Source organism: Beijerinckia mobilis (genome assembly GCF_000745425.1).
Classification (GTDB): domain Bacteria; phylum Pseudomonadota; class Alphaproteobacteria; order Rhizobiales; family Beijerinckiaceae; genus Beijerinckia; species Beijerinckia mobilis.
In genome coordinates this window covers 1-19,020 of sequence record NZ_JQJH01000002.1, presented here as the reverse complement: position 1 = coordinate 19,020, position 19,020 = coordinate 1, and the positions used below count along the sequence as shown (strand labels likewise).

19 protein-coding genes are annotated in these 19,020 nt (G+C 56.3%); 10 read left to right on the top strand and 9 right to left on the bottom strand.

The window, feature by feature from the left end; all coding sequences use genetic code 11:
• The first annotated feature begins 38 nt into the window (after positions 1-38).
• From DL88_RS02270 to fdhD, 8 genes are all read left to right on the top strand, one after another.
• Positions 39-2,765 carry a TIGR02302 family protein gene (locus DL88_RS02270; protein ID WP_084704816.1) on the top strand — a complete coding sequence of 909 codons (2,727 nt, stop codon included), beginning with the start codon at positions 39-41 and terminating at the stop codon, positions 2,763-2,765.
• A 110-nt stretch (positions 2,766-2,875) separates the two neighbouring features.
• Entirely contained in the window at positions 2,876-3,070 is a 195-nt protein-coding gene (locus tag DL88_RS02265; RefSeq protein WP_034991921.1) for a twin transmembrane helix small protein, read from the top strand.
• A 313-nt stretch (positions 3,071-3,383) separates the two neighbouring features.
• Complete coding sequence (locus tag DL88_RS02260) at positions 3,384-4,010, top strand: cob(I)yrinic acid a,c-diamide adenosyltransferase (RefSeq protein WP_034991362.1); 627 nt, start codon at positions 3,384-3,386, stop codon at positions 4,008-4,010.
• A 231-nt stretch (positions 4,011-4,241) separates the two neighbouring features.
• Positions 4,242-5,438 (top strand): aspartate aminotransferase family protein, encoded by a 1,197-nt coding sequence (locus DL88_RS02255; RefSeq protein ID WP_034991360.1) that lies wholly within the window; start codon positions 4,242-4,244, stop codon positions 5,436-5,438.
• Positions 5,435-6,391 carry an ornithine carbamoyltransferase gene (gene argF, locus DL88_RS02250; protein ID WP_051955498.1) on the top strand — a complete coding sequence of 319 codons (957 nt, stop codon included), beginning with the start codon at positions 5,435-5,437 and terminating at the stop codon, positions 6,389-6,391. The genes DL88_RS02255 and argF overlap by 4 nt, the downstream gene beginning before the upstream one ends.
• On the top strand, positions 6,391-7,401 hold the full coding sequence (locus tag DL88_RS02245) for an Hsp33 family molecular chaperone (RefSeq protein ID WP_034991358.1): 1,011 nt from the start codon (positions 6,391-6,393) through the stop codon (positions 7,399-7,401). The genes argF and DL88_RS02245 overlap by 1 nt, the downstream gene beginning before the upstream one ends.
• Before the next feature lie 221 nt (positions 7,402-7,622).
• Entirely contained in the window at positions 7,623-8,279 is a 657-nt protein-coding gene (gene mobA / locus DL88_RS02240) for a molybdenum cofactor guanylyltransferase (RefSeq protein WP_210165253.1), read from the top strand.
• A complete protein-coding gene (gene fdhD / locus DL88_RS02235) occupies positions 8,254-9,192 on the top strand; it encodes a formate dehydrogenase accessory sulfurtransferase FdhD (protein ID WP_210165252.1) in 939 nt (312 codons plus the stop codon). Before mobA ends, fdhD begins: the two co-directional genes overlap by 26 nt.
• 5 nt (positions 9,193-9,197) lie before the next feature.
• On the opposite strand, the gene mobB is transcribed toward fdhD, so the two are convergent.
• Positions 9,198-9,716 (bottom strand): molybdopterin-guanine dinucleotide biosynthesis protein B, encoded by a 519-nt coding sequence (gene mobB / locus DL88_RS02230; protein WP_034991356.1) that lies wholly within the window; start codon positions 9,714-9,716, stop codon positions 9,198-9,200.
• A gap of 465 nt (positions 9,717-10,181) precedes the next feature.
• Between mobB and DL88_RS02220 the strand changes: the two genes are divergently transcribed.
• Entirely contained in the window at positions 10,182-11,210 is a 1,029-nt protein-coding gene (locus DL88_RS02220) for an LLM class flavin-dependent oxidoreductase (RefSeq protein WP_084704814.1), read from the top strand.
• Between the two features lie 606 nt (positions 11,211-11,816).
• Entirely contained in the window at positions 11,817-12,086 is a 270-nt protein-coding gene (locus DL88_RS02215; RefSeq protein ID WP_034991353.1) for a hypothetical protein, read from the top strand.
• A gap of 482 nt (positions 12,087-12,568) precedes the next feature.
• Here DL88_RS02215 and fliQ read toward each other — a convergent pair whose 3' ends face one another.
• From fliQ to DL88_RS02180, 8 genes are all read right to left on the bottom strand, one after another.
• A complete protein-coding gene (gene fliQ / locus DL88_RS02210) occupies positions 12,569-12,835 on the bottom strand; it encodes a flagellar biosynthesis protein FliQ (protein ID WP_034991352.1) in 267 nt (88 codons plus the stop codon).
• The gene (gene flgD / locus DL88_RS19720) at positions 12,835-13,263 is read right to left on the bottom strand and encodes a flagellar hook assembly protein FlgD (RefSeq protein ID WP_084704812.1); all 429 of its coding nucleotides are present in this window, start codon (positions 13,261-13,263) and stop codon (positions 12,835-12,837) included. Before flgD ends, fliQ begins: the two co-directional genes overlap by 1 nt.
• A gap of 177 nt (positions 13,264-13,440) precedes the next feature.
• Complete coding sequence (gene flbT, locus DL88_RS02205; protein ID WP_034991350.1) at positions 13,441-13,851, bottom strand: flagellar biosynthesis repressor FlbT; 411 nt, start codon at positions 13,849-13,851, stop codon at positions 13,441-13,443.
• 9 nt (positions 13,852-13,860) lie between these two features.
• Positions 13,861-14,208 carry a flagellar biosynthesis regulator FlaF gene (gene flaF / locus DL88_RS02200; RefSeq protein ID WP_034991349.1) on the bottom strand — a complete coding sequence of 116 codons (348 nt, stop codon included), beginning with the start codon at positions 14,206-14,208 and terminating at the stop codon, positions 13,861-13,863.
• Between the two features lie 144 nt (positions 14,209-14,352).
• Positions 14,353-15,396 carry a flagellar hook-associated family protein gene (locus tag DL88_RS02195; RefSeq protein ID WP_034991347.1) on the bottom strand — a complete coding sequence of 348 codons (1,044 nt, stop codon included), beginning with the start codon at positions 15,394-15,396 and terminating at the stop codon, positions 14,353-14,355.
• A 3-nt stretch (positions 15,397-15,399) separates the two neighbouring features.
• Positions 15,400-16,872, bottom strand: coding sequence for a flagellar hook-associated protein FlgK (gene flgK / locus DL88_RS02190; protein WP_034991345.1), 1,473 nt, complete (start codon positions 16,870-16,872; stop codon positions 15,400-15,402).
• A 355-nt stretch (positions 16,873-17,227) separates the two neighbouring features.
• The gene (locus tag DL88_RS02185; protein ID WP_034991344.1) at positions 17,228-18,478 is read right to left on the bottom strand and encodes a flagellar hook protein FlgE; all 1,251 of its coding nucleotides are present in this window, start codon (positions 18,476-18,478) and stop codon (positions 17,228-17,230) included.
• 229 nt (positions 18,479-18,707) lie between these two features.
• Positions 18,708-19,020 (bottom strand): IS5 family transposase (locus DL88_RS02180; protein ID WP_034991343.1); only part of this gene is annotated, 313 nt, incomplete at its 5' end.

Genomic DNA, 19,020 nt, shown 5'->3' with positions numbered 1-19,020 from the left:
CAAAAGCCTTTCGGGCAGGACAAATTCAGGCGGGCAATATGGCGACAGGACAAGAGTCCAACCCGACCCCTCGCACAAATCCGCGAGCGAGCGCATCGGCGCCCTCCGCGTCCAAGCCGCCGTCACCAGCTTCCGCTGTCTCTCCAATACCCACCCTCACCGCTTCGCCAAGCCTCTCTGCATCGGAGCAGCCTGAAGCGCGTCTCGAAACTCTGGTGCACCGCGCCAGCCTTGCCCTCCTCTTCGAGACCTTCTGGCGGGCGATCATGCCGCCATTTCTGGTGGCCGGAGCCTTTCTCGCACTCTCCTTTGCCGGGCTCTGGCTGATCCTGCCCTCCGGAGGACGGCTCCTCGGCTTTCTGGTTTTCGCCGCGGCCTTTCTCGCCGCCGCCATGCCGCTCCTGAAAATGCGTTGGCCAACGCGCGCGCAGGCGCTCGCCCGGATCGAGCGAAGCTCCGGCCTGCCGCATCAACCCGCATCGGTGCTCAGCGATACTCTGGCCAATGCCGGTCCCGATCCGGCGACGCAGGCGCTTTGGGCCGTGCATCGGCGCCGAGCCGCGGAAGCCATTGCCCGGATGCGCGCCGGCTGGCCGCAGCCGCGCGTTGTCGAACGCGACCCCTATGCCTTGCGGGCGCTGGTGCTCGTCGGCCTCGTCGCCGCCGCTTTCGTCGCCGGGCCGCAAAAATATGCCCGGGTCGCCGCCGCCTTCGACTGGGGTTTCAGCACCCCGACGCTGCTCGCCACCCGTCTTGACGCCTGGATCGATCCACCGACCTATACCGGCCGGGCGCCGGTTCTCCTCACCGGCAACGAACATCCCGCCAGCAAATTCGAGGTGCCGGCTGGATCGACGCTCATCGTCCGCTCGAGCGGATGGGGCACCGGTTTCGACATTTCCGGCGCTGCTTCCGAAATTGAGCCTGAAGCCAGCGAAGAGAAGGAAAAGACGGGAGAGAAGCCGGCGGCGCGCCAGGAAAGAGTATTGCCCGTGGGTGATGAGCGGGAGAAACGCTACAGGCTCAACGGCAAGGTCTCGCTCGCCTTGCAGCAAGGTGGCCGCTCCCGTGGCAGCTACGAAATCGACGTCATCCCCGACAAGCCACCGAGCATCACCTTCATCGAGGCGCCGCGCTACAACAGGCGAGGCTCGATGACGCTCGGCTATAAAATCTCCGATGATTATGGCGTCGCCCGGGCGCAGGCACTGGTCTCCAACCCGCATCTCGACGGTGAGACGGCGCCGATCCGCTCACTGGTCGAGCCGCCACAGATAGCCCTCGCCTTGCCGACTGCTCCGGGTGGTCTCGGCGACGCCGAAACCACGATCGATCTTTCCGACCATCCCTGGGCTGGCGCCCGCGTCACAATGGTTCTCGATGCACAGGATGATGGCGGCAACGAAGGCCGCAGCCCGCCGCTGGAACTGATCCTGCCGCAAAAACCTTTCACCAATCCGCTCGCGGGCGCGCTCGCCGAGCAGCGGCGGATTCTGGTAATGACACCGTCGAACCGATCCAACGTATTGATGGCGCTCGAAAGCCTGATGATCGCCCCGGAGATTTTCGACACCGGCTTTTCCCCCTATCTCGGCCTGCGCGTTGCCGCCGATCGCCTGCAGGATGCCAAGACCGATGCCGATCTTATTGCCGTCGCGGATCTCCTCTGGGAGATGGCACTGCGGATCGAAAACGGCGGCCTCCCCGATGCCGAGCGGGAATTGCGCGCCGCCGAACAGCAATTGCGTGATGCAATCGCCCGTCATGCCGCGCCGGAAGAAATCGAGAAACAGGCGCAAGCCCTACAGCAGGCCATGGACAAATTCCTGAGTGAACTGGCGCGCCAGGAAGCCCAGGATGGCCAGCGCCCGCGGACCGGCGGGGGCCAGGCGCAGACGATCAGCCCGAAGGAATTGCAGGCCATGATCGATCAGATGCGCGAGGCGGCCAAATCTGGAGATCAGGCCAAAGCCCGGCAGATGCTCGACCGGCTGCGTGGCATCCTCGACAACCTGAAGATCGGGCGCAGGGCCAAGCCCGATCCGCGCGCCGCCGAGGCGAACCGCTCGATCGACGCGCTCAACAAGATGAGCCGCGAGCAGCAGGATCTGCGCGACGAGACCTATCAGAGCGAGGATCGCGACCTTCCGTCCCTCGAGGACCAGTTGGCCGGCCCCCGCCAACGCGGACAACAAGCCAATCCGCAGGCGCAAAATCAAAATACCGAACAGAAGCTGCAGGACCGCCAACGCCGCCTGCGCGAAAAGCTCGGCGAGGTCCAGAAACGGCTCAAACAGACGGGGCAGGGCGAAAAGAGCCTCGACGAGGCGGAAAAAGCCATGCGCGAGGCCGAACAGGCCCTGGGGGAGGGAGAAGATGGGCGCGGGGAGGCCGCCGACGCACAGGGGCGCGCACTCCAGGCGATGCGCGAGGGCGCCGAAAAACTCGCGGAAAATCTCGCCAATGGATCACCCGATCAGGGCGACGGAGAGGGCGAGGGCGAAGGCACCGCGAAAGGCCAGGCGCAACAGGGAGAGGATGACGACAGTCCAGGCCATCCGGCACAGGCCGATGCCTTCGATCCGCTCGGACGCCCCGCCGCCGGCAGTCCGGTGTTCAATCCCGGCTCGCAATTCAATCCTTTGGGGGTTCCAGCCGCGCAGCGCGCACAGCAAATCCTCGAAGAATTGCGCCGCCGCCTCTCCGATCCGCAGCGCCCGCGCGAGGAAACCGATTACCTTGAACGTCTGCTGCGGCCGTTTTGAACAATATCAGGCAAAGTCGGAACGCCGCCACGCTTGCCGCTCCCGGGGCGAGCCCCCATCCTGATGGATTGGCCCTCCGCCCGACCGAACCATTTCCAGAGGAACATTTCATGTCCAATCCAGGCAATCTTCTCGTCGGCATCGGCTGTGGCGCCGTTACGATCGTGCTTCTTTTGGGTCTCGTGAACATGCTGCGCGGCGGCAGTCCGAATTTTTCGCAGAAATTGATGCGCTGGCGCATTGGCCTGCAATTTCTGACGATTCTGATCATCCTTGGCGTTCTTCTCTTTCGCCAGGGTGCCTGATCTCGGTGCTCTTCCTTCGTAACGCGGCCTGTTCCCGGGACCGCCCCGCATCAAATGCGCCCGCTAGAGCGTTTCGGATATATCCGGAAACGCTCCACGAAAGAAAATTATAGTATTTTCAAAACGACAGAATCGCGTAGCGATTCAACCTATCGGAAAATGCTCTAGAGGGGGCTGGGGAACACCCTCCCCTTTTTGCTCATCTTGAACGCCCGGTGCCTTTGCGTGGTATGGGCAGGGGGCAGATTCAGTCCGATCCCAAGCAGTCCGATCCCGTGGCTCAGTGAGCGGAACCATTAAGGATGCTCGACACATGGTGGCCCTGACACGGATTTACACGCGCGGCGGAGACGAGGGCATGACCTCGCTCGGCACCGGCGAAAGGCGCAAGAAACAGGATCTGCGGATCGAAACCTACGGCACCGTGGACGAGACCAATGCGGCGATCGGACTTGTCCGCATCCATACTGCCGAGGACGCGGTCTATGCCAAGCTCGACGCCATGCTTTTGTGCATCCAGAACGATCTGTTCGATCTCGGCGCCGATCTCTGCGTGCCCCAGGACGCAACCGAAGGCAAAGAGTCTACGGCGGCCGCAGGCTCCGAACCCGCACCGGCGCCGGTGCATCTGCGTATCCTGCCCGTCCAGGTGGAGCGGCTCGAACGCGAGATCGATATGATGAATGCGGCGCTTGAACCGCTCACCTCCTTCATCCTGCCTGGAGGTACGCCGGCGGCAGCCGCCCTGCATCTTGCCCGCACCATCGCGCGGCGCGCCGAACGCCTGCTCTGCGGTTTGCGCGACATGCCCGGCGAGCCTGTCGGCGCGCCGGCGCTCGCCTATCTCAACCGGCTGTCGGATTTTCTGTTCGTCGCCGCGCGCTACGCCAATCTTCGGGGGAACGGCGACATTTTATGGGTGCCTGGCCTCAACCGCTGAGACCCCGCCGCAAAGGCGCCGCAAGCCGGATGAGGATTTGCGACCGATCGGAAGGGCGGCGGGGCTCATCCGCACCCGGGATTTGACCAAGGGGGGCGGATTCCGATAAGATTAATGCCGTGCCTTGCCGCCTTCGGGCGGCATTTGATTTTTGGGATCCCCACGCGCCGTTTTCGGAAGCGATCTCCGCTTCCTCGCCGGTGATCCCGCTTCAACTTCGTGGAGCCACCAGTGACGTCGTCGCTGCTTCCCACCTATGCAAGAGCGCCGATTGCCTTTGAGAAGGGAGAAGGCGCCTGGCTCACCGCGACGACGGGAGAGCTCTATCTTGATTTCGGCGGCGGCATCGCCGTGGCGAGTCTCGGCTATAGCCATCCCCATCTCATCAAAACCCTGCATGAACAGGGCGACAAACTGTGGCATACGTCGAATCTGTTTCAGATTCCGCAGGCCGAACGCCTTGCCGAGCGCCTTTGCGCCGCCAGTTTCGCCGATTATGCCTTTTTCACCAATTCCGGCGCCGAGGCGCTCGAAGGCGTGATCAAGACGGCGCGGAAATATCATTCCGTGTCCGGCAATCCGCACAAGACCCATATGATCACCTTTCAGGGCGCGTTCCACGGCCGCACGCTGGCGACCATCGCCGCCGCCGGCAATGAGAAATATCTCGATGGATTCGAGCCGCGCCTGCCGGGATTCCATAATGTCGCCTTCGGTGATCTCGATGCAGTGAAGGCCGCCCTCTCGCCGGAAATCGGCGCGATCCTGATCGAACCGATCCAGGGCGAAGGCGGCATCCGTGTCGCGCCCGCGCAATTCCTTAAAGCCCTGCGCGCGCTCTGCGACGAGCATGGCCTGCTTCTTCTCTTCGACGAGGTCCAGAGCGGCGTCGGGCGCAGCGGCAAGCTTTTCGCCTATGAACTCTCCGGCGTGATGCCAGACGTCATGGCCATCGCCAAGGGTATCGGCGGCGGTTTCCCGCTCGGCGCCTTTCTGGCCACAAAAGAGGCCGCCAAGGGCATGACCGTCGGCACCCATGGCACCACCTATGGCGGCAATCCTCTTGCGACGAGCATTGGCAACGCCGTGCTCGATATCGTGCTCGAACCGGGCTTTCTCGCCCAGGTCACGGCCATGGGGGAATTGTTGCAGCAAAAGCTCCATGCCTTGCAGGATCGCTATCCGGGCATCATCCTCGAAGTGCGCGGCGAGGGCCTGATGCGCGGGCTCAAGGTCGCTCCCCCCGTCGCTGATTTTACCACCGCTGCGCGGGCACAAAAACTGCTCGTCATCCCGGCGGGCGACAATGTCGCGCGCCTTCTGCCGCCGCTCATCATCGGCGCGGAGGAAATCGAAGAGGCCGTCCTGCGGCTCGATGCCGCCTGCCAAACGCTTGCCTCCCCGCAATTGAGTGGAGCCGCGGAATGACTCCCTTGCCCGTTTCCGATACGTTCGAACGTCCCAATCATTTCCTCGACCTGTCGCAGCTCGACACCGCGGAATTGCGCGCCATTCTCGACCTGGCCGCCGAGTTCAAGGCGCGGCGCCGGCGCGGCCAGAAATCGCGGGAACGGCCGCTGGAAGGCCGGACGCTCGCCATGGTGTTCGACCAGCCCTCGACCCGCACCCGCGTTTCCTTCGATCTCGGCATGCGCGAGCTCGGCGGCGAAACGATCATGCTGACCGGCCAGGAGATGCAATTGGGCCGCGGCGAGACCATCGCCGATACGGCGCGCGTGCTCTCGCGTTTTGTTGATTCGATCGTGATCCGCATTCTCGACCACGCCAATCTGCTCGAACTTGCCGAACATGCCGAAGTGCCGGTCATCAACGGCCTCACCAAGCGTTCGCATCCCTGCCAAATCATGGCCGACATCCTCACTTTCGAGGAACATCGCGGGCCGATCAAGGGACGCACCATCGCCTGGACAGGTGATTCCAACAATGTGCTTGCAAGCTGGATCGAGGCGGCGCGGCGGTTCGATTTCACCCTCAATGTCGCCTGCCCGGAAGAATTGACGCCAGCGCAGGATCTCCTCGCCTTTGCCAATGCGCACGAGAAAAAGGTCCATGTGCTGCGCGACCCGTTTGAAGCGGTGAGCGGCGCCGATGCGGTGATTTCCGACTGCTGGGTTTCGATGGGCGATGAGGCCGAGGAAGCCCGCCGTCACGCCCTGCTTGCGCCCTTCCAGGTCAATGCAAGGCTGATGGCGACAGCTGCCAAGGATGCGGTCTTTCTGCATTGCCTGCCAGCCCATCGTGGTGAGGAAGTCACCGACGAGGTCATCGACGGACCGCAATCAGTGGTTTTCGACGAGGCGGAGAACCGCCTGCATGCGCAAAAAGGCATTCTGGCCTGGTGTTTCGGAGTTGGCCGCTGATGAATGAATCCGCCGCGCGTTTCGTCTCGGATCATGGCGAGGATGACAGCGTGCTGCCTTTCGCCGTGGAGCCGCTCGATGTGCGCGGCCGCGTGGTGAAGCTCGGCCCGGCGCTCGATCATATTCTCTCGCAGCATGGCTATCCCGCCCCGATCGCCCGATTGCTCGGCGAGGCGGTGGTGCTGACAGTCCTGCTCGGCTCCTCGCTGAAGATCGAGGGCCGATTCCAGTTGCAAACGCGCAGCGACGGCGTGGTTGACATGCTGGTGGTCGATTTCGACGCCCCGGACCGGCTGCGGGCCTTCGCCCGCTATGATGCGCAACGGCTCGCCTTCGCCGACCGCGAAACGGATTTGATAGGGAAGGGCCATCTCGCCTTCACCATCGATCCAGGCAACGAAATGTCGCGCTATCAGGGCATTGTCGCGATGGAAGGCCAGGGTCTCGAGGAAGCCGCCCATCAATATTTCCGCCAGTCGGAACAGATCCCGACCTTCGTGCGTCTGGCGGTTGCCGAAGCCGTCACTGGATCCGGCGATTCTCAAGCGACGGCCTGGCGGGCGGGCGGCATCATGCTGCAATTCCTGCCGACATCACCAGAGCGCCAGCGTCAGGCCGATTTCGACCCCGGTGACATTCCGGAAGGCTATGAAAGTGCCGAGGGCGCTGCGCAGGGTGAGGATGCGCAGGAAGACGAAGCCTGGAGCGAGGCGAAGATTCTCGCCGGCACGATCGAGGATCACGAACTCGTTGATCCGACGCTCTCCAGCGAACGGCTGCTCTATCGCCTGTTTCATGAGCGCGGCGTCAAGGTTTTCGCGCCGCAGACCGTCCACGATTCCTGCCGCTGCTCGCGCGAGGGCATTGCGCGCATGCTGAGGAATTTCACGCCGCAGGAGCGCCAGGACATGATCGGCGACAATGGCAAGATCGGCGTGACTTGCGAATTCTGCTCGACCTTCCGGGAATTCGAGCCAGAGGAACTGGAGACGGCGCCGGAAGAGGAATGAGAGCGGGCGTTATGAACTGCTTTCGATAGGGTCCGGGTGTTGCTTGCATCATGGCCGTCCTCGGCATCAGCAGCGGCCGACGGATCGTGCGTCACGCCAATGCCCGAACTGCGGCTTCCTGAGCCGGAATGCCAAGCCCGGTCGGCTGAAACCGGCAAGCCCCCCTTTTTTCCTCGCCCGCCCAGAGCCATACTCTGCTTTCATCCATCCAATGGAGACGCATGATGAACGAGGCTCGCCATGCCGGACTGATCCTCGCCGGTGGCATGGGGCGGCGCATGGCGGGGCAAATGGGAACCTGCGACAAACCGCTGTTAATCCTGCGTGGCAGACCGATCCTCGATCGTCTGATTGCCGTGCTTCGGCCGCAATGCCCGTTGCTGGCGATCAGCGCCAATGGTGATCCCGAACGCTACGCGCAATGGAACCTCCCCGTGCTGGCCGATGATGTTGAGGGCATTGGACCGCTCGCCGGCCTGTTGCGGGGCCTCGACTGGGCGAAACAGCAACAGGCCGATTGCCTTTTGACCGTCCCTGGCGATACGCCCTTCATCCCCCGAGATCTGCTGCAAAGCCTGCTGCCTGCCCCCGCCGTCGCCGTCTCGAACGGACAGCGGCATCATCTCGTGGCGACATGGCCCATCTCGTGCCGGGACCTGCTACGCGAAAGGATAGCGGCGGCCCGCCGCGAACCCGGAACGATAGCGATGAATGTGCGGAGCTTTGCCGAAGTCATCGGCGTTCGCGACGTCGCCTTTGAAACCGGCGCCTGTGATCCATTTTTCAATGTGAATACGCCGGAGGATTACAGATTGGCCGAGGACCTGCTGAGTCGCGAGGAGAGGGAGGATCATGCCGAGCCACGACAGCGGCAATGACAGCCGCGATGACATCACCCGCACGGTCGATGGCGGACACATACGGCAGGATGACCGCCAAAACAGCCAGCCTCCGGTGATAAAGGATCCTGCCGCCGCGCCCGTCGAGGTCATGCACCGCTGGCCGGCGATGATCATCGAGGCCGATGGCGCGGTGCATACACAGCCTTCCTTCGCCATCGCCGACGAGACACCGATCAATTTGATCTACAATACGATCCCCTACGCCGTCATGATGGCGAGCGCGCAGGATATCGAGGATTTCGCCATGGGCTTTTCCCTGACGGAAGGGATCATCCCGTCGCGCGAATCCGTCCGTGAGATCATCGTCACGGAAAAGGACGGCGGTATCGAGGTCCGGCTGCATATCGCCGGACAGGATTTTCAGCATCTCTTGCAATCAGGCCGCCGCGCCATGGTCGGGCGCACTGGCTGCGGCATCTGCGGAGCCGAGACATTGGATGCGCTCGTCAAACCCAGGCCGCGGCTGCCCAAGGGGAAAACCATCGCGCTTACGGCACTGCGGCAGGCACTCGTGGCTCTCGACCAGCAGCAGACCCTCAACAATATCGTGCATATGGTCCATGGCGCGGCCTGGGCTACGCATGAAGGGGAGATTGTGCTCGTTCGCGAGGATGTCGGGCGCCATAATGCACTCGACAAGCTGATTGGCGCAGGGCTGCGCCAAGGCATCGATTTAAGCGCGGGCTTCTGTCTCATCACCAGCCGCTGCTCCTATGAAATGGCGCAGAAGGCCATTACCGCCGGCATGCCGGTTCTCGTCGCGGTATCAGCGCCGACGTCGCGCGCCCTGCGCCTCGCCGAGGCAATGGATCTGACCGTCGTCGCTCTCGCGCGCCGGCACCAGCAGATTCTCTTCACCAGCCCCGAACGGATTGATCTCACGCGCTGAAGGGCTCAACCGCGTTGCGGCAGATCCGCCAGGGGCATGGCGATCTCATGCAGCAGATCGGCGATCGCCTCCACATCATCGAGCGAGAGACACGGCAACGGCAATGACTCCGGTTGATCCGTCGCCACCGCGCGAATGAAAGGGTCGTCTGGATAGAGATAGGGCTTGCCGGTCGCCGCGCGATGCACCTCGATTTTTGGATGGGAGTCACGCTTGAATCCCTCGATGAGCACGAGATCCACCGCCGAAAGATGCGCCAGAAGCTCGGCGAGGGAGGGCTCGGCTGCTTCCCGCATTTCATGCATCAGAGCCCACCGACTTGCCGAGGCAACCAGCACTTCCTGCGCCCCGGCTAGCCGATGCTCGTAGGAATCCTTGCCGGGCTGATCGATATCGAAAGCATGGTGCGCATGTTTCACGGTCGAGACAGTAAAACCGCGCTGACGCAAAACCGGAATGAGCCTGACGATTAAAGTCGTCTTGCCGGCTCCGCTCCATCCTGAAAGACCGATGACACGCGTCATTTTGTTGGTATCGCTTGAGAAAGAAAGGCGCGGAAACCGATCACCCACGCGGGGAGCCTCTGCGCAAATCGAGGGCCAAAGCGCGCAGGTAGAAGATTATTGCCGGAGGACATCTGAGGCAACAGAATGAAATTGGTCAGACAGGCAGTGGAGACAATTTTGCCGCACTTGAGACGGTCAAACGGAAAATAGGCGCCCGGCAAGACGTGCAACGCGAGCCAGTGAATCCCGCGTTGACAGGCAACAATTCCCGATATAGTCAAAGCGATATAAAAAAATATATTTATTGGCCTGTGTCTTCAGGCTTCGCCTGGCACTGGGCTCCATACAAGCCCGAGCTTGCCGAGCGGTGCGCCACCCCGGAGCGGCCTTCGTCGAGAGGCCGCAAACTGTCTGGAGCGCATTCTGATCCGATCCAATCGGACCATGGTCCATGCGGGAAGACCCGCCACCGGGAGTTCAAGGATGCGCACAGGCCTGTTCTGTACCTATGAAAATCCCAACCGCAATTATGCATCGGCCTATGCCGAACAAACCCGGCTGGTTCAACATATCGAAGATTTAGGCTTCGATGAAGCCTGGGTGGCGGAGCACCATTTCAACCCGGATGCAGCAAGCCCTTCACCGCTGCCGATCCTCGCCTATCTTGCCGCACGCACATCGCGGATCCGGCTGGGGACAGCGGCTCTGCTATTGCCGTTTCACAATCCTCTGCTCGTCGCGGAAGAAGTGGCCACGCTGGATATTCTCTCCGGCGGCCGGCTCGATTTAGGCATTGCCAAGGGAGGTCCTTTCCTCGCGCAGAACAAGCATTTCGGCATTGCCCGGGAAGACAGTCAGCCCCTGGCCAAAGAAGCCTTCTCCCTGATCCGGAAACTCCTCAGCGAAGAGAATGTCACCTTCGAAGGCCATCACTTCAATGTGCATGGGGCCAGCATCACACCTCAGCCTATACAGAAACCCGTACCGATCTTTCTCGCCACATCCACACCCGCAATGATCCGGATCGCCGCGGAAAATGATTGCGGCATTATGGCCGGGCCGCCTTTTCCCATCGAGGCTATTCAATCGTCACGTGAGCTCTATCTTGACGCAGCGCGGATGGGCGACCCCCGTCTGGTTCTCATCCGCTTCTTCCATCCCGCACCAACAAGGGCTCAAGCCGTGGAAGAAGCCACACGCTTACTCCAGGGCTTTGTCGATCGCATGCAGGCTGCGACCAACAGCATGCAGCCGGCCTGGACCCCATGGTTCAAATTGGATCGCATCATCGAGGATTCCCTGATCGGAACCATCGACGAAATTCGAGAGAAAGTGTTGCGAATTGAATCCAAGCTTCAGCCGCGCAGTCTAATTTTGAAACCAATTCATCCCGATATTGCCAAACGACTCGGCGATCTCGAGACTTTCAGCCAAATTATCGGAGCCGACCTCCAAACCTTAGCTGATGAAACCAAGAAGACTAGGCCGACGCGGCAAACGCAGTTTGTATAGCAACGACTAGCAATATAGCATTCTGCTAGCAAATTTTAATCGTTGCATATGACATAGCGACGACTATAGTCTCGGAAAAACAAGGTCGGGAACTTCAACTGCCCGTAAGTTTCATTGTATGAAATGCAATAGAACTTAGAGCCGTTCAAACAAACGGTTCCGCTTAGCGAAATCTCCCGAATTATTAGCCCATCATGGCGCGATGGAGATTCCCCAAAGAGGATCGGCATTTTCTGAAGATCTCGATCGGGAAACCTCATCAAAAACATTTCTCTATGCGTCGCCGGGAAAAGCAGCGCAGTCGAGAACCTTGAAACGTATCATTGGGGTTACCGCGCTTTGGCAAGAATGCTTTGAAAAGCACAACGCCACGATAATCCTGACGCTTTCAAAGCGCGGGACGTCTGGACCTATATCAAATTTAGGCGCGATCAAGGGTATACGACAATACCCTTGAGCTCGTGAACATGGAGGCTGTTCCAATTGGGACATTCTCGATGTCGGTTGATCGATGACATCGTCTCATGAAGAGACTTTGCCTGCTCCTCGGGACAAGTCTCGAATGGAGCAAAACCATCAAACCACGGAAATGGAGGTACTTTCTTTATGGCAAAGCAGGACAATAACGTGACGGAAGAGAAGAAGGCCGCAGCCCCCTATCATGCGGATAGCGAAATCATCATTGACGTTCGCTTCTACCCCACCGGCCGCGTCAATACGATCAATCAGCGTCCCGTTAATGTTGATCCGCAGGATTGGTTCGATCGTCTCTGCAAGCGTTTCCCCACCGATTATCGGGCTCTCGCCGGCGGTCGCGGCACATTCCGCATCCCCTCCGACCGTTTCACCAGCATGATGCAAGAAAACGTCGGCTAAACCGGTTCCGAGACCGTACAAAAGAGAGCATTGAGTTCGTCTCAATGCTCCAAAATTACGTTTTTCAACGCGCGGCCTGCAGCGTTCCAAATCTCTCCGAAAACATTTCACTCAAAATTCGCGCATTCTCATAGCGATTCGAGGCTATCGGAAGATACTGTAGGACCAGAGGGAATCCGTGCTTCCAAGGGAAGCGCCTACATTGGACATTGAACCCCTCTCGCGGGCATTACACTTCTTATACGAAACAATCATTATTTTGAATGTCTTAACGTCATTTCGAAATTGACGCGCCGCCGCGGCGGATTGATCCGCCCCACCGAGCCTCATTGCATCGTCTTTAACTTTATTTCAGCGCAATTATTGTCACGAATACACCCGATTATCGCGCGAATTCAGCGAGCAACCAAAGCGGCGAGAGGACAGGGCACAAAACTCTGCCATCAGCCTATCTCTCCTCACTCACAGCTTCGACAGCTCTTTCAATATCCATTTTGGATACGTGCATAGATCTGTTCGGTAAAACTGTAGATCTGCCCGCCCATAAAGGGGGCCGCCAACATCAAAACCAGAAACATCACAATGATTTTTGGAACAAAGGTGAGTGTCATCTCCTGAATCTGGGTCAAAGCCTGAAACAGAGCTATGATCAACCCCACAATCATCGCTGCGCCAACCGCTGGGCCAGCCGCCATCAGCATCGTCCAGATTGCTGACCTCACCAATTCAAGTGCATCTGCCTCGTTCATCACGAACCAATCGTAATTCCGTCAGCCAAATTCAACTGACTGCCATCCGCCAAGGTCGCTGTCGTCGACCCTGATGACATTGTCACCGATACAACCTTGCCGCTCGTCGAGCCATCGGCCGATGTCACCGTTTTACCAATAACATTTCCGGCTTGATTCAAGCTGGTTGACGTCAGAAGGGAGTCAAGTTTTGTATTTGTCTGAACTTGCTGCTCTACAGATGAGAAGGACGCGAGCTGACTCATATATTGTGTCGGATCCGTCGGACTGGTGGGGTCCTGGTTTTGCAACTCCGCAACAAGAAGGTGGAGAAAGGAATTGTAGTCGACCGTATTTGATGAATTTGTCGATGACGTTGAAGACGATGCTGTAGACGATGTCGTCGCTGTTCCGGAAACGGATGAGGCTGAGCTAACAGAAGAAACCATCGAACTTCCCTAATTATAAAAATATAGCACACAATCGCGAAAGTTTTAAAAATCTACCAGACGCAGAACGTCCCACTTCAGCTATAAAAGTCGAAACACAAAGTATCTCGACAGGTTTTTTACTGTAAAAATGATTGTTAAAAAGCGACTATTGAAAATTATAGAGATTGCCGTTACTCACGCAGCCTGGATAGGTGGTGATTGCGTATTTCCACTCATAATCGAACTTTCTATTGGAAATAACGCGCGTGTCGCCTTCAGAGCATCAAATATCCTATTGCTATCGATCAATTTCTTTATCGTATGCAATCCGCCTCGAAGCGATAGATCTTCAAGAACACCAATCGTATCACCGACCGCCGTGTGGAACATTTCGAGCGCAGCATCAGTATCAGTTGGATTCATCAGCATGATCTGGATGATGAAATAAAGCTGGCGCAGAGGAGTAGTCGCTTCCTCCACCTTCATGACATGTGTCTCAAGGAGAAAAGTCGCATCATTCAAGAGTTCGAACGAGACTTTTCGATCCACACGTATCACTGCACCATTAATATAAATTTTTTCACCGGCTCGAAGCGAAATAAACATGCAAATGCCTCACTTCAAGCCATCTTTGATGATCATGCAAATGTTGATGAGACCGTCGACATTTTGTGACGTACCTTTTTGAATGGCTTCGCATTCCTTTAGAATCCAGATTCCGACGGAAAGAAGATCAGCCCGCACAACATTGGGCAGCCCATTATCGTCATTCGCGAGATCTTCCAAAAGAACCGTCCACAAGCGGCTGAGATAGCTTAAGGCTTCAATGCAAGCGAGCGTCCCGATCCCTTCTGCCTTCGCAGTTTCAAGGAGATCAAGCGCTTGCTGCATTGCAAAACGCTCGCGTTCCCTGCAAGAAAGACTGTCATCTTCGAGATGCTCTGCATATGAAAGTTGATACATCGCGCACTCTTTAATATGGGCTTATACTGGATCTTATCGATTACAATCAAAGATGAGTCATACGATTCGTTCCGGAGTCGTTCCTTCACAAGAACAACTCCTTGAACAAGACATCCATCGCCTCGTCATTATCAGGATTTCGCACTATAAATAATTGACAAGACTCATATTATGTAGCTGCGCCGTAAGCGAATATGCGGTCTCCAGCTGCGTCTGCAACGCGGTCATTCGTGTTGATGCCTCCGCAGGGTCGACACTTTCGAGAGAATCAACTTGCGACGACAAATAGTCCATTCTCAATGACATTGAGTCATTGGCCGAGGTCACCTGATTTTGAACCAAGCCAACACCGCCTTGCACATCCGTCAAATCGGAAATAGCGCCTTTTATCGTCGTAATTGCTTGCCCTACAAGGGTATTATAGGTGTCTGAATTCAGGTTCGCGGTACCAAGTTCACCAATCATAGTATAAGCTGAGATCAATTCCTTGAAAGCCGGCTGATTGGCACTGACCGAAGTATTCGCTGTTTGACTGTCGGAAATTTTTGTTGTCATTGTCTGATCGCTGGCGCTCGACCAATTCGTCGACCAATTCGATCCCTGAAATTGGTCGGAGAACGATGTCGTTAAAAAATTCGTCATCGCCGCGCTCGTGATCGAGCTTACGTTACTGTCGGTCTGGGACATCCCGAAAGCCGTTTGAAACGCCTGGTCCAATGCATTGGAATTTGGCGATCCATTCTGATAATCGGTGATCGGCTGCTGTCCACTGTTGATACCCCCGAATAGATAATTGCCATCCAGAGTACTATTCAGGTTCGAGATTAATGATTTCAGATTGCTTTGGGCTAATGTCTGAATCGTGCTCGCATCCCCGCCCGCGGAAGTCGTGCCGACCAGTGATTCCAGAAAGGATTGGGCATCTGACGCAACAGATTTCAAAATGCTTTGAGTGGTATCAAGTCGCGTCGAGACAAAACTATTGCTTGTTGCAATAGTTTTCAGGCTGTTTTGCTGTTCGCGCAAGGAAACGCTCGTTCCTGTAAGCGCGCCGAGGACTAGACCCGTATCCGCGAAGCGCCCCGTCGAGATTTCTGTCTGTGTTTCAGAAAGTTTCGCCGAGGTGGACTGAATTGTTTGCACGAGACCACTGTTAAGGGAAAATGTGGAAATTGTTGTCTGGCTCATCGCTCAGCCCACCGCAGTCAAGAGAGTTCCGAACATTGTATTGATCGTCGACATCAATTTTGCCGAAGCAGAATAAGATTGCTCGAGAGCGAGCATCTTGGACATTTCCGTGTCGAGATTCACGCCTGTTGCATTGGAAAGTGCGCTCGTCACCGAACTTAAAACGGTTTTCTGATAATCATTTGCCGTTGATGAGCTTTGACGCTGGCTGTTCAACCAGGCGACCGAGGCCGTGGCGAAATCTGAAACCGTCTGGTTATTCTGGAGCCCGGAGGCTACGGAAAAAGTTTGGGTCGCATCGAATGATGCGACAAGTGCATTCAGGCGGCCAGTATAGCTGGTGGATGTCGATGATGTATTATAGGTGTAGGTTACGCTGCCCGGGCTCGCGATCCCACCATCCCGCAGTAAGGACACCGAACCGCCTTGTGAGGGATCGACATTGGCATTGACTTCGATGGATGCCGCCAATCCTGTCGCACTCGTAGGAAGACCGGAAGCATTCGGATAGGTAAACAAGCCCGGAAGCGTCGGAGCCGTACCACCCGTTTGATCCGTTTCGGAAAAGTTAGCGATAAGGCTTTGTGCAATCTGATCCAGCTGATTTTGATAAGTCGGAGCGATATTATCCCGTAAGCTGGCAAGACCGGCAAGTTTCCCCGATTTGATCGGCATAGGCGACGTGTCCCCGGTAATAGGAACTCCGTCAACCATGACGTTCTTTCCCACATTTCCAGCAGTATAAACGGATGTAGGCTGAAAGGTTACCGAGCGTGCCTTATCCTGAAACAGCGTCACACCACTATCGGTGAAGATGGACATGCTATTATCGGAATTAACCGTCGTCGTAATTCCAACCTCTTGTGAAAGCTGCTGGAGTAGACTGTCCCGTGAATCCAGAAGATCGGTTACATCGGTGCCTGATTTGCTTCCACTCACAATCTGTGTATTTAGGGATTGGAATTGCGTGAGGATCGAGTTGATCGTATCAACCGATGTCTTTATTTCTGAATCAGCCTGCTCTCTGACGGATTGAACCGTCGTGCTGGCCTTGTTTAAACCACTCGTCAAATCCTTGGCCGCATTAACCGCACTTTGTGCCTGTACGGCATCACTTGGATTAGCAGAAAGCGCTTGCAATGCATTTTTAAATGTATCCATGAGCGCTGCCGGAGATGTTGTGCTCGACGTATCCCCAATGGTTTGATACAAAGCATCAAGACCTGATGACAAAGCACTCTGTTTTGTGCTTTCCGATGTCGATGTCAGAAGATTCGTGAAAAGAGCCTGATCCTGCGCTCTCGTGACACCGGTCGTTTCGACCCCACTATTGTCAGAGCTGACGACTCCCAGGCTTTTCCGCGAATAAAGTCCGGTACTGTTTGCCCCGGCAATATTGCGCGATGTTACGGAAGTTTCAGCGCTGAAAACAGACAGCGCTGATTGCGTCACGTTCATTGCGGAGGTCAGGCTCATGACAGTCAGCTTTCATCACCTAAAATGGTTTAAGGAAGGATATGTCGGAACAGATGTAATTTTTTTCATAAGTCTCATAAAAACTGAACTAGATGGAAGCTTCGCAAAATCAAGCGAAACTATTTCGTGATTGTCAAAAAATGTTATACTTAGGAGATGCTTATGATCATGAGCCATAAAACAACTAGATCATGAAATCATCGTCGAAATGGCAACCTCGCCAAAATAAAATCGGCAAGCATTAATCAATAATAATCCATTTGTTCGATAAATGTTTTGTTCTCAGGATGATAATAAACATCAGACTCTATGTTATTCTCCGGACGAGATTGTCCGTAGCCTGATAATATCATCCTTATTTCACGAGATTGACGAGTTCGGTCAACAGAGTCGATCCTGTTTCGAAGACTTTTGAATTCGCTTCATAACCGCGCTGCGCAACGATCATATCCGTCAATTGCGTCGCGAGATCGACGTCGGACGATTCGAGTTCAGAGGATTTAATCGAACCGAACCCTGCGCTTCCAGCATCGCCAACCACCATTTGTCCGGAGTCGCTGTTCGTCTGGTAGACATTGCCATTCAAAACAGAAAGATTGTCGACGCTCGCGACAGTGGCAAGCGGGATTTTATAGGCAGCAACCGTCGTTCCGTTTTCGTAAACCTCCGAAAGGACCCCATCTGTTCCAATGCTCAGAGATTTCAATCCGCTGGGTGCATTGCCATCTGCATTTTGCGTAGTGACCGAGAAATCCGCTGCCAATTGTGTCATTTTTCCGATATCGAGAGACATCGTGCGGCCGTTCGGAATATTCAGTGAAATCGACGACGCAGAGGTCAGACTGCCGTCGGTCGGGCTGAATGTCAGCGTGTTATTCGGACTAAGAGCCGAGGATGCCGTATAGGGAAAGCCTCCACCTGAAGAGGCACCAGATGCATCAAAGACCGACATTTGCCAAGTGTTCGTGCCCGTCTTGGCGAAATAAATATCAAGCGTCACTGCATTGCCGAGATTATCATAGGTGACGAGTGATGTCTTGGCGCTATAGGTCGAGTTTGCGGTATTGTCGCCGGGTAGATCGGTCGCAATTGTATTATTGTTCGATGGCAGATTGACGGCGAGCGCTCCCGTCGTTGTCGGTGCGGCCTGCAATCCGGCAGCGGAGATATCGATAACCTTTAACTTGGACTGGTCCCCCGACGTGCTATTTCCTGCCGAAAGATCATAGCCCATGAGCTTATAGCCAGCGGTATTGCTTAACGTGCCGTCGGCATTTTTCGTGAACGAGCCAGCTCTCGTCAGATATTTCGATCCACTATCGTCGGTGACCACAAAGAAACCGTTTCCGGAAATCGCCAAATCCGTTGTCGATGACGTGCTATTCAAAGTGCCTTGACTACCGATATTATACCGAACGGATGTCTGCACTCCTCCTGCCTGATAGCTCGTTTTGTTCAGGCCGTTGACGAGCGTCGAAAATTCCGTATCCGCCTGTTTATAGCCAGTGGTGTTATTGTTGGAAATATTGTCCGAGATCGTCGCCAGTTTGGATGACTGGCCCGCCATGCCAGATACGCTTGCCGTCAATGCACTATAGAGGCTCATCTGCAATCTCCGCTTCGTCACGTCGAATAGACATGAATGACCTTGCGCGGAGCTTTCGTTTCGAGATGATTATCGCGATCAATCGAATTGTTTCGAGACGCGATCGGTGGTGACAAGCTATTCGAAAATATCCTGGCCCGATACGAGGAGAGATGAATGCGTTTTTGCTTTCACCAGCTCCATCGTCGATCCAATAGAAAAGAAGGCGTTCATCAGGCAAACCAGAGGCCTAGGTCCTGTTGGCGAATGCGTGCATCCAGAGGCGAATAGCGGCGATATGAACGAAGCCAAGGTAGCTTTCGGCGGTTTTATCGTATCGGGTCGCGAGGCGGCGTGAGTTTTTGAGCTTGTTGAAGCACCGCTCGATGCGATTGCGCAGGGCGTAGATGTAATCGTCGACGGGGATTTGCGTTTTCCGGTTTTTCCGGGTCGGGATGATGGTGGCCGCGCTTTTTGTTTCCATTGTCTCGCGAATATGGTCGCTGTCATAGCCGCGATCGGCCAGAAGCACCTTCGGCTCCGGCCCTTCGGCTTCGATCAGC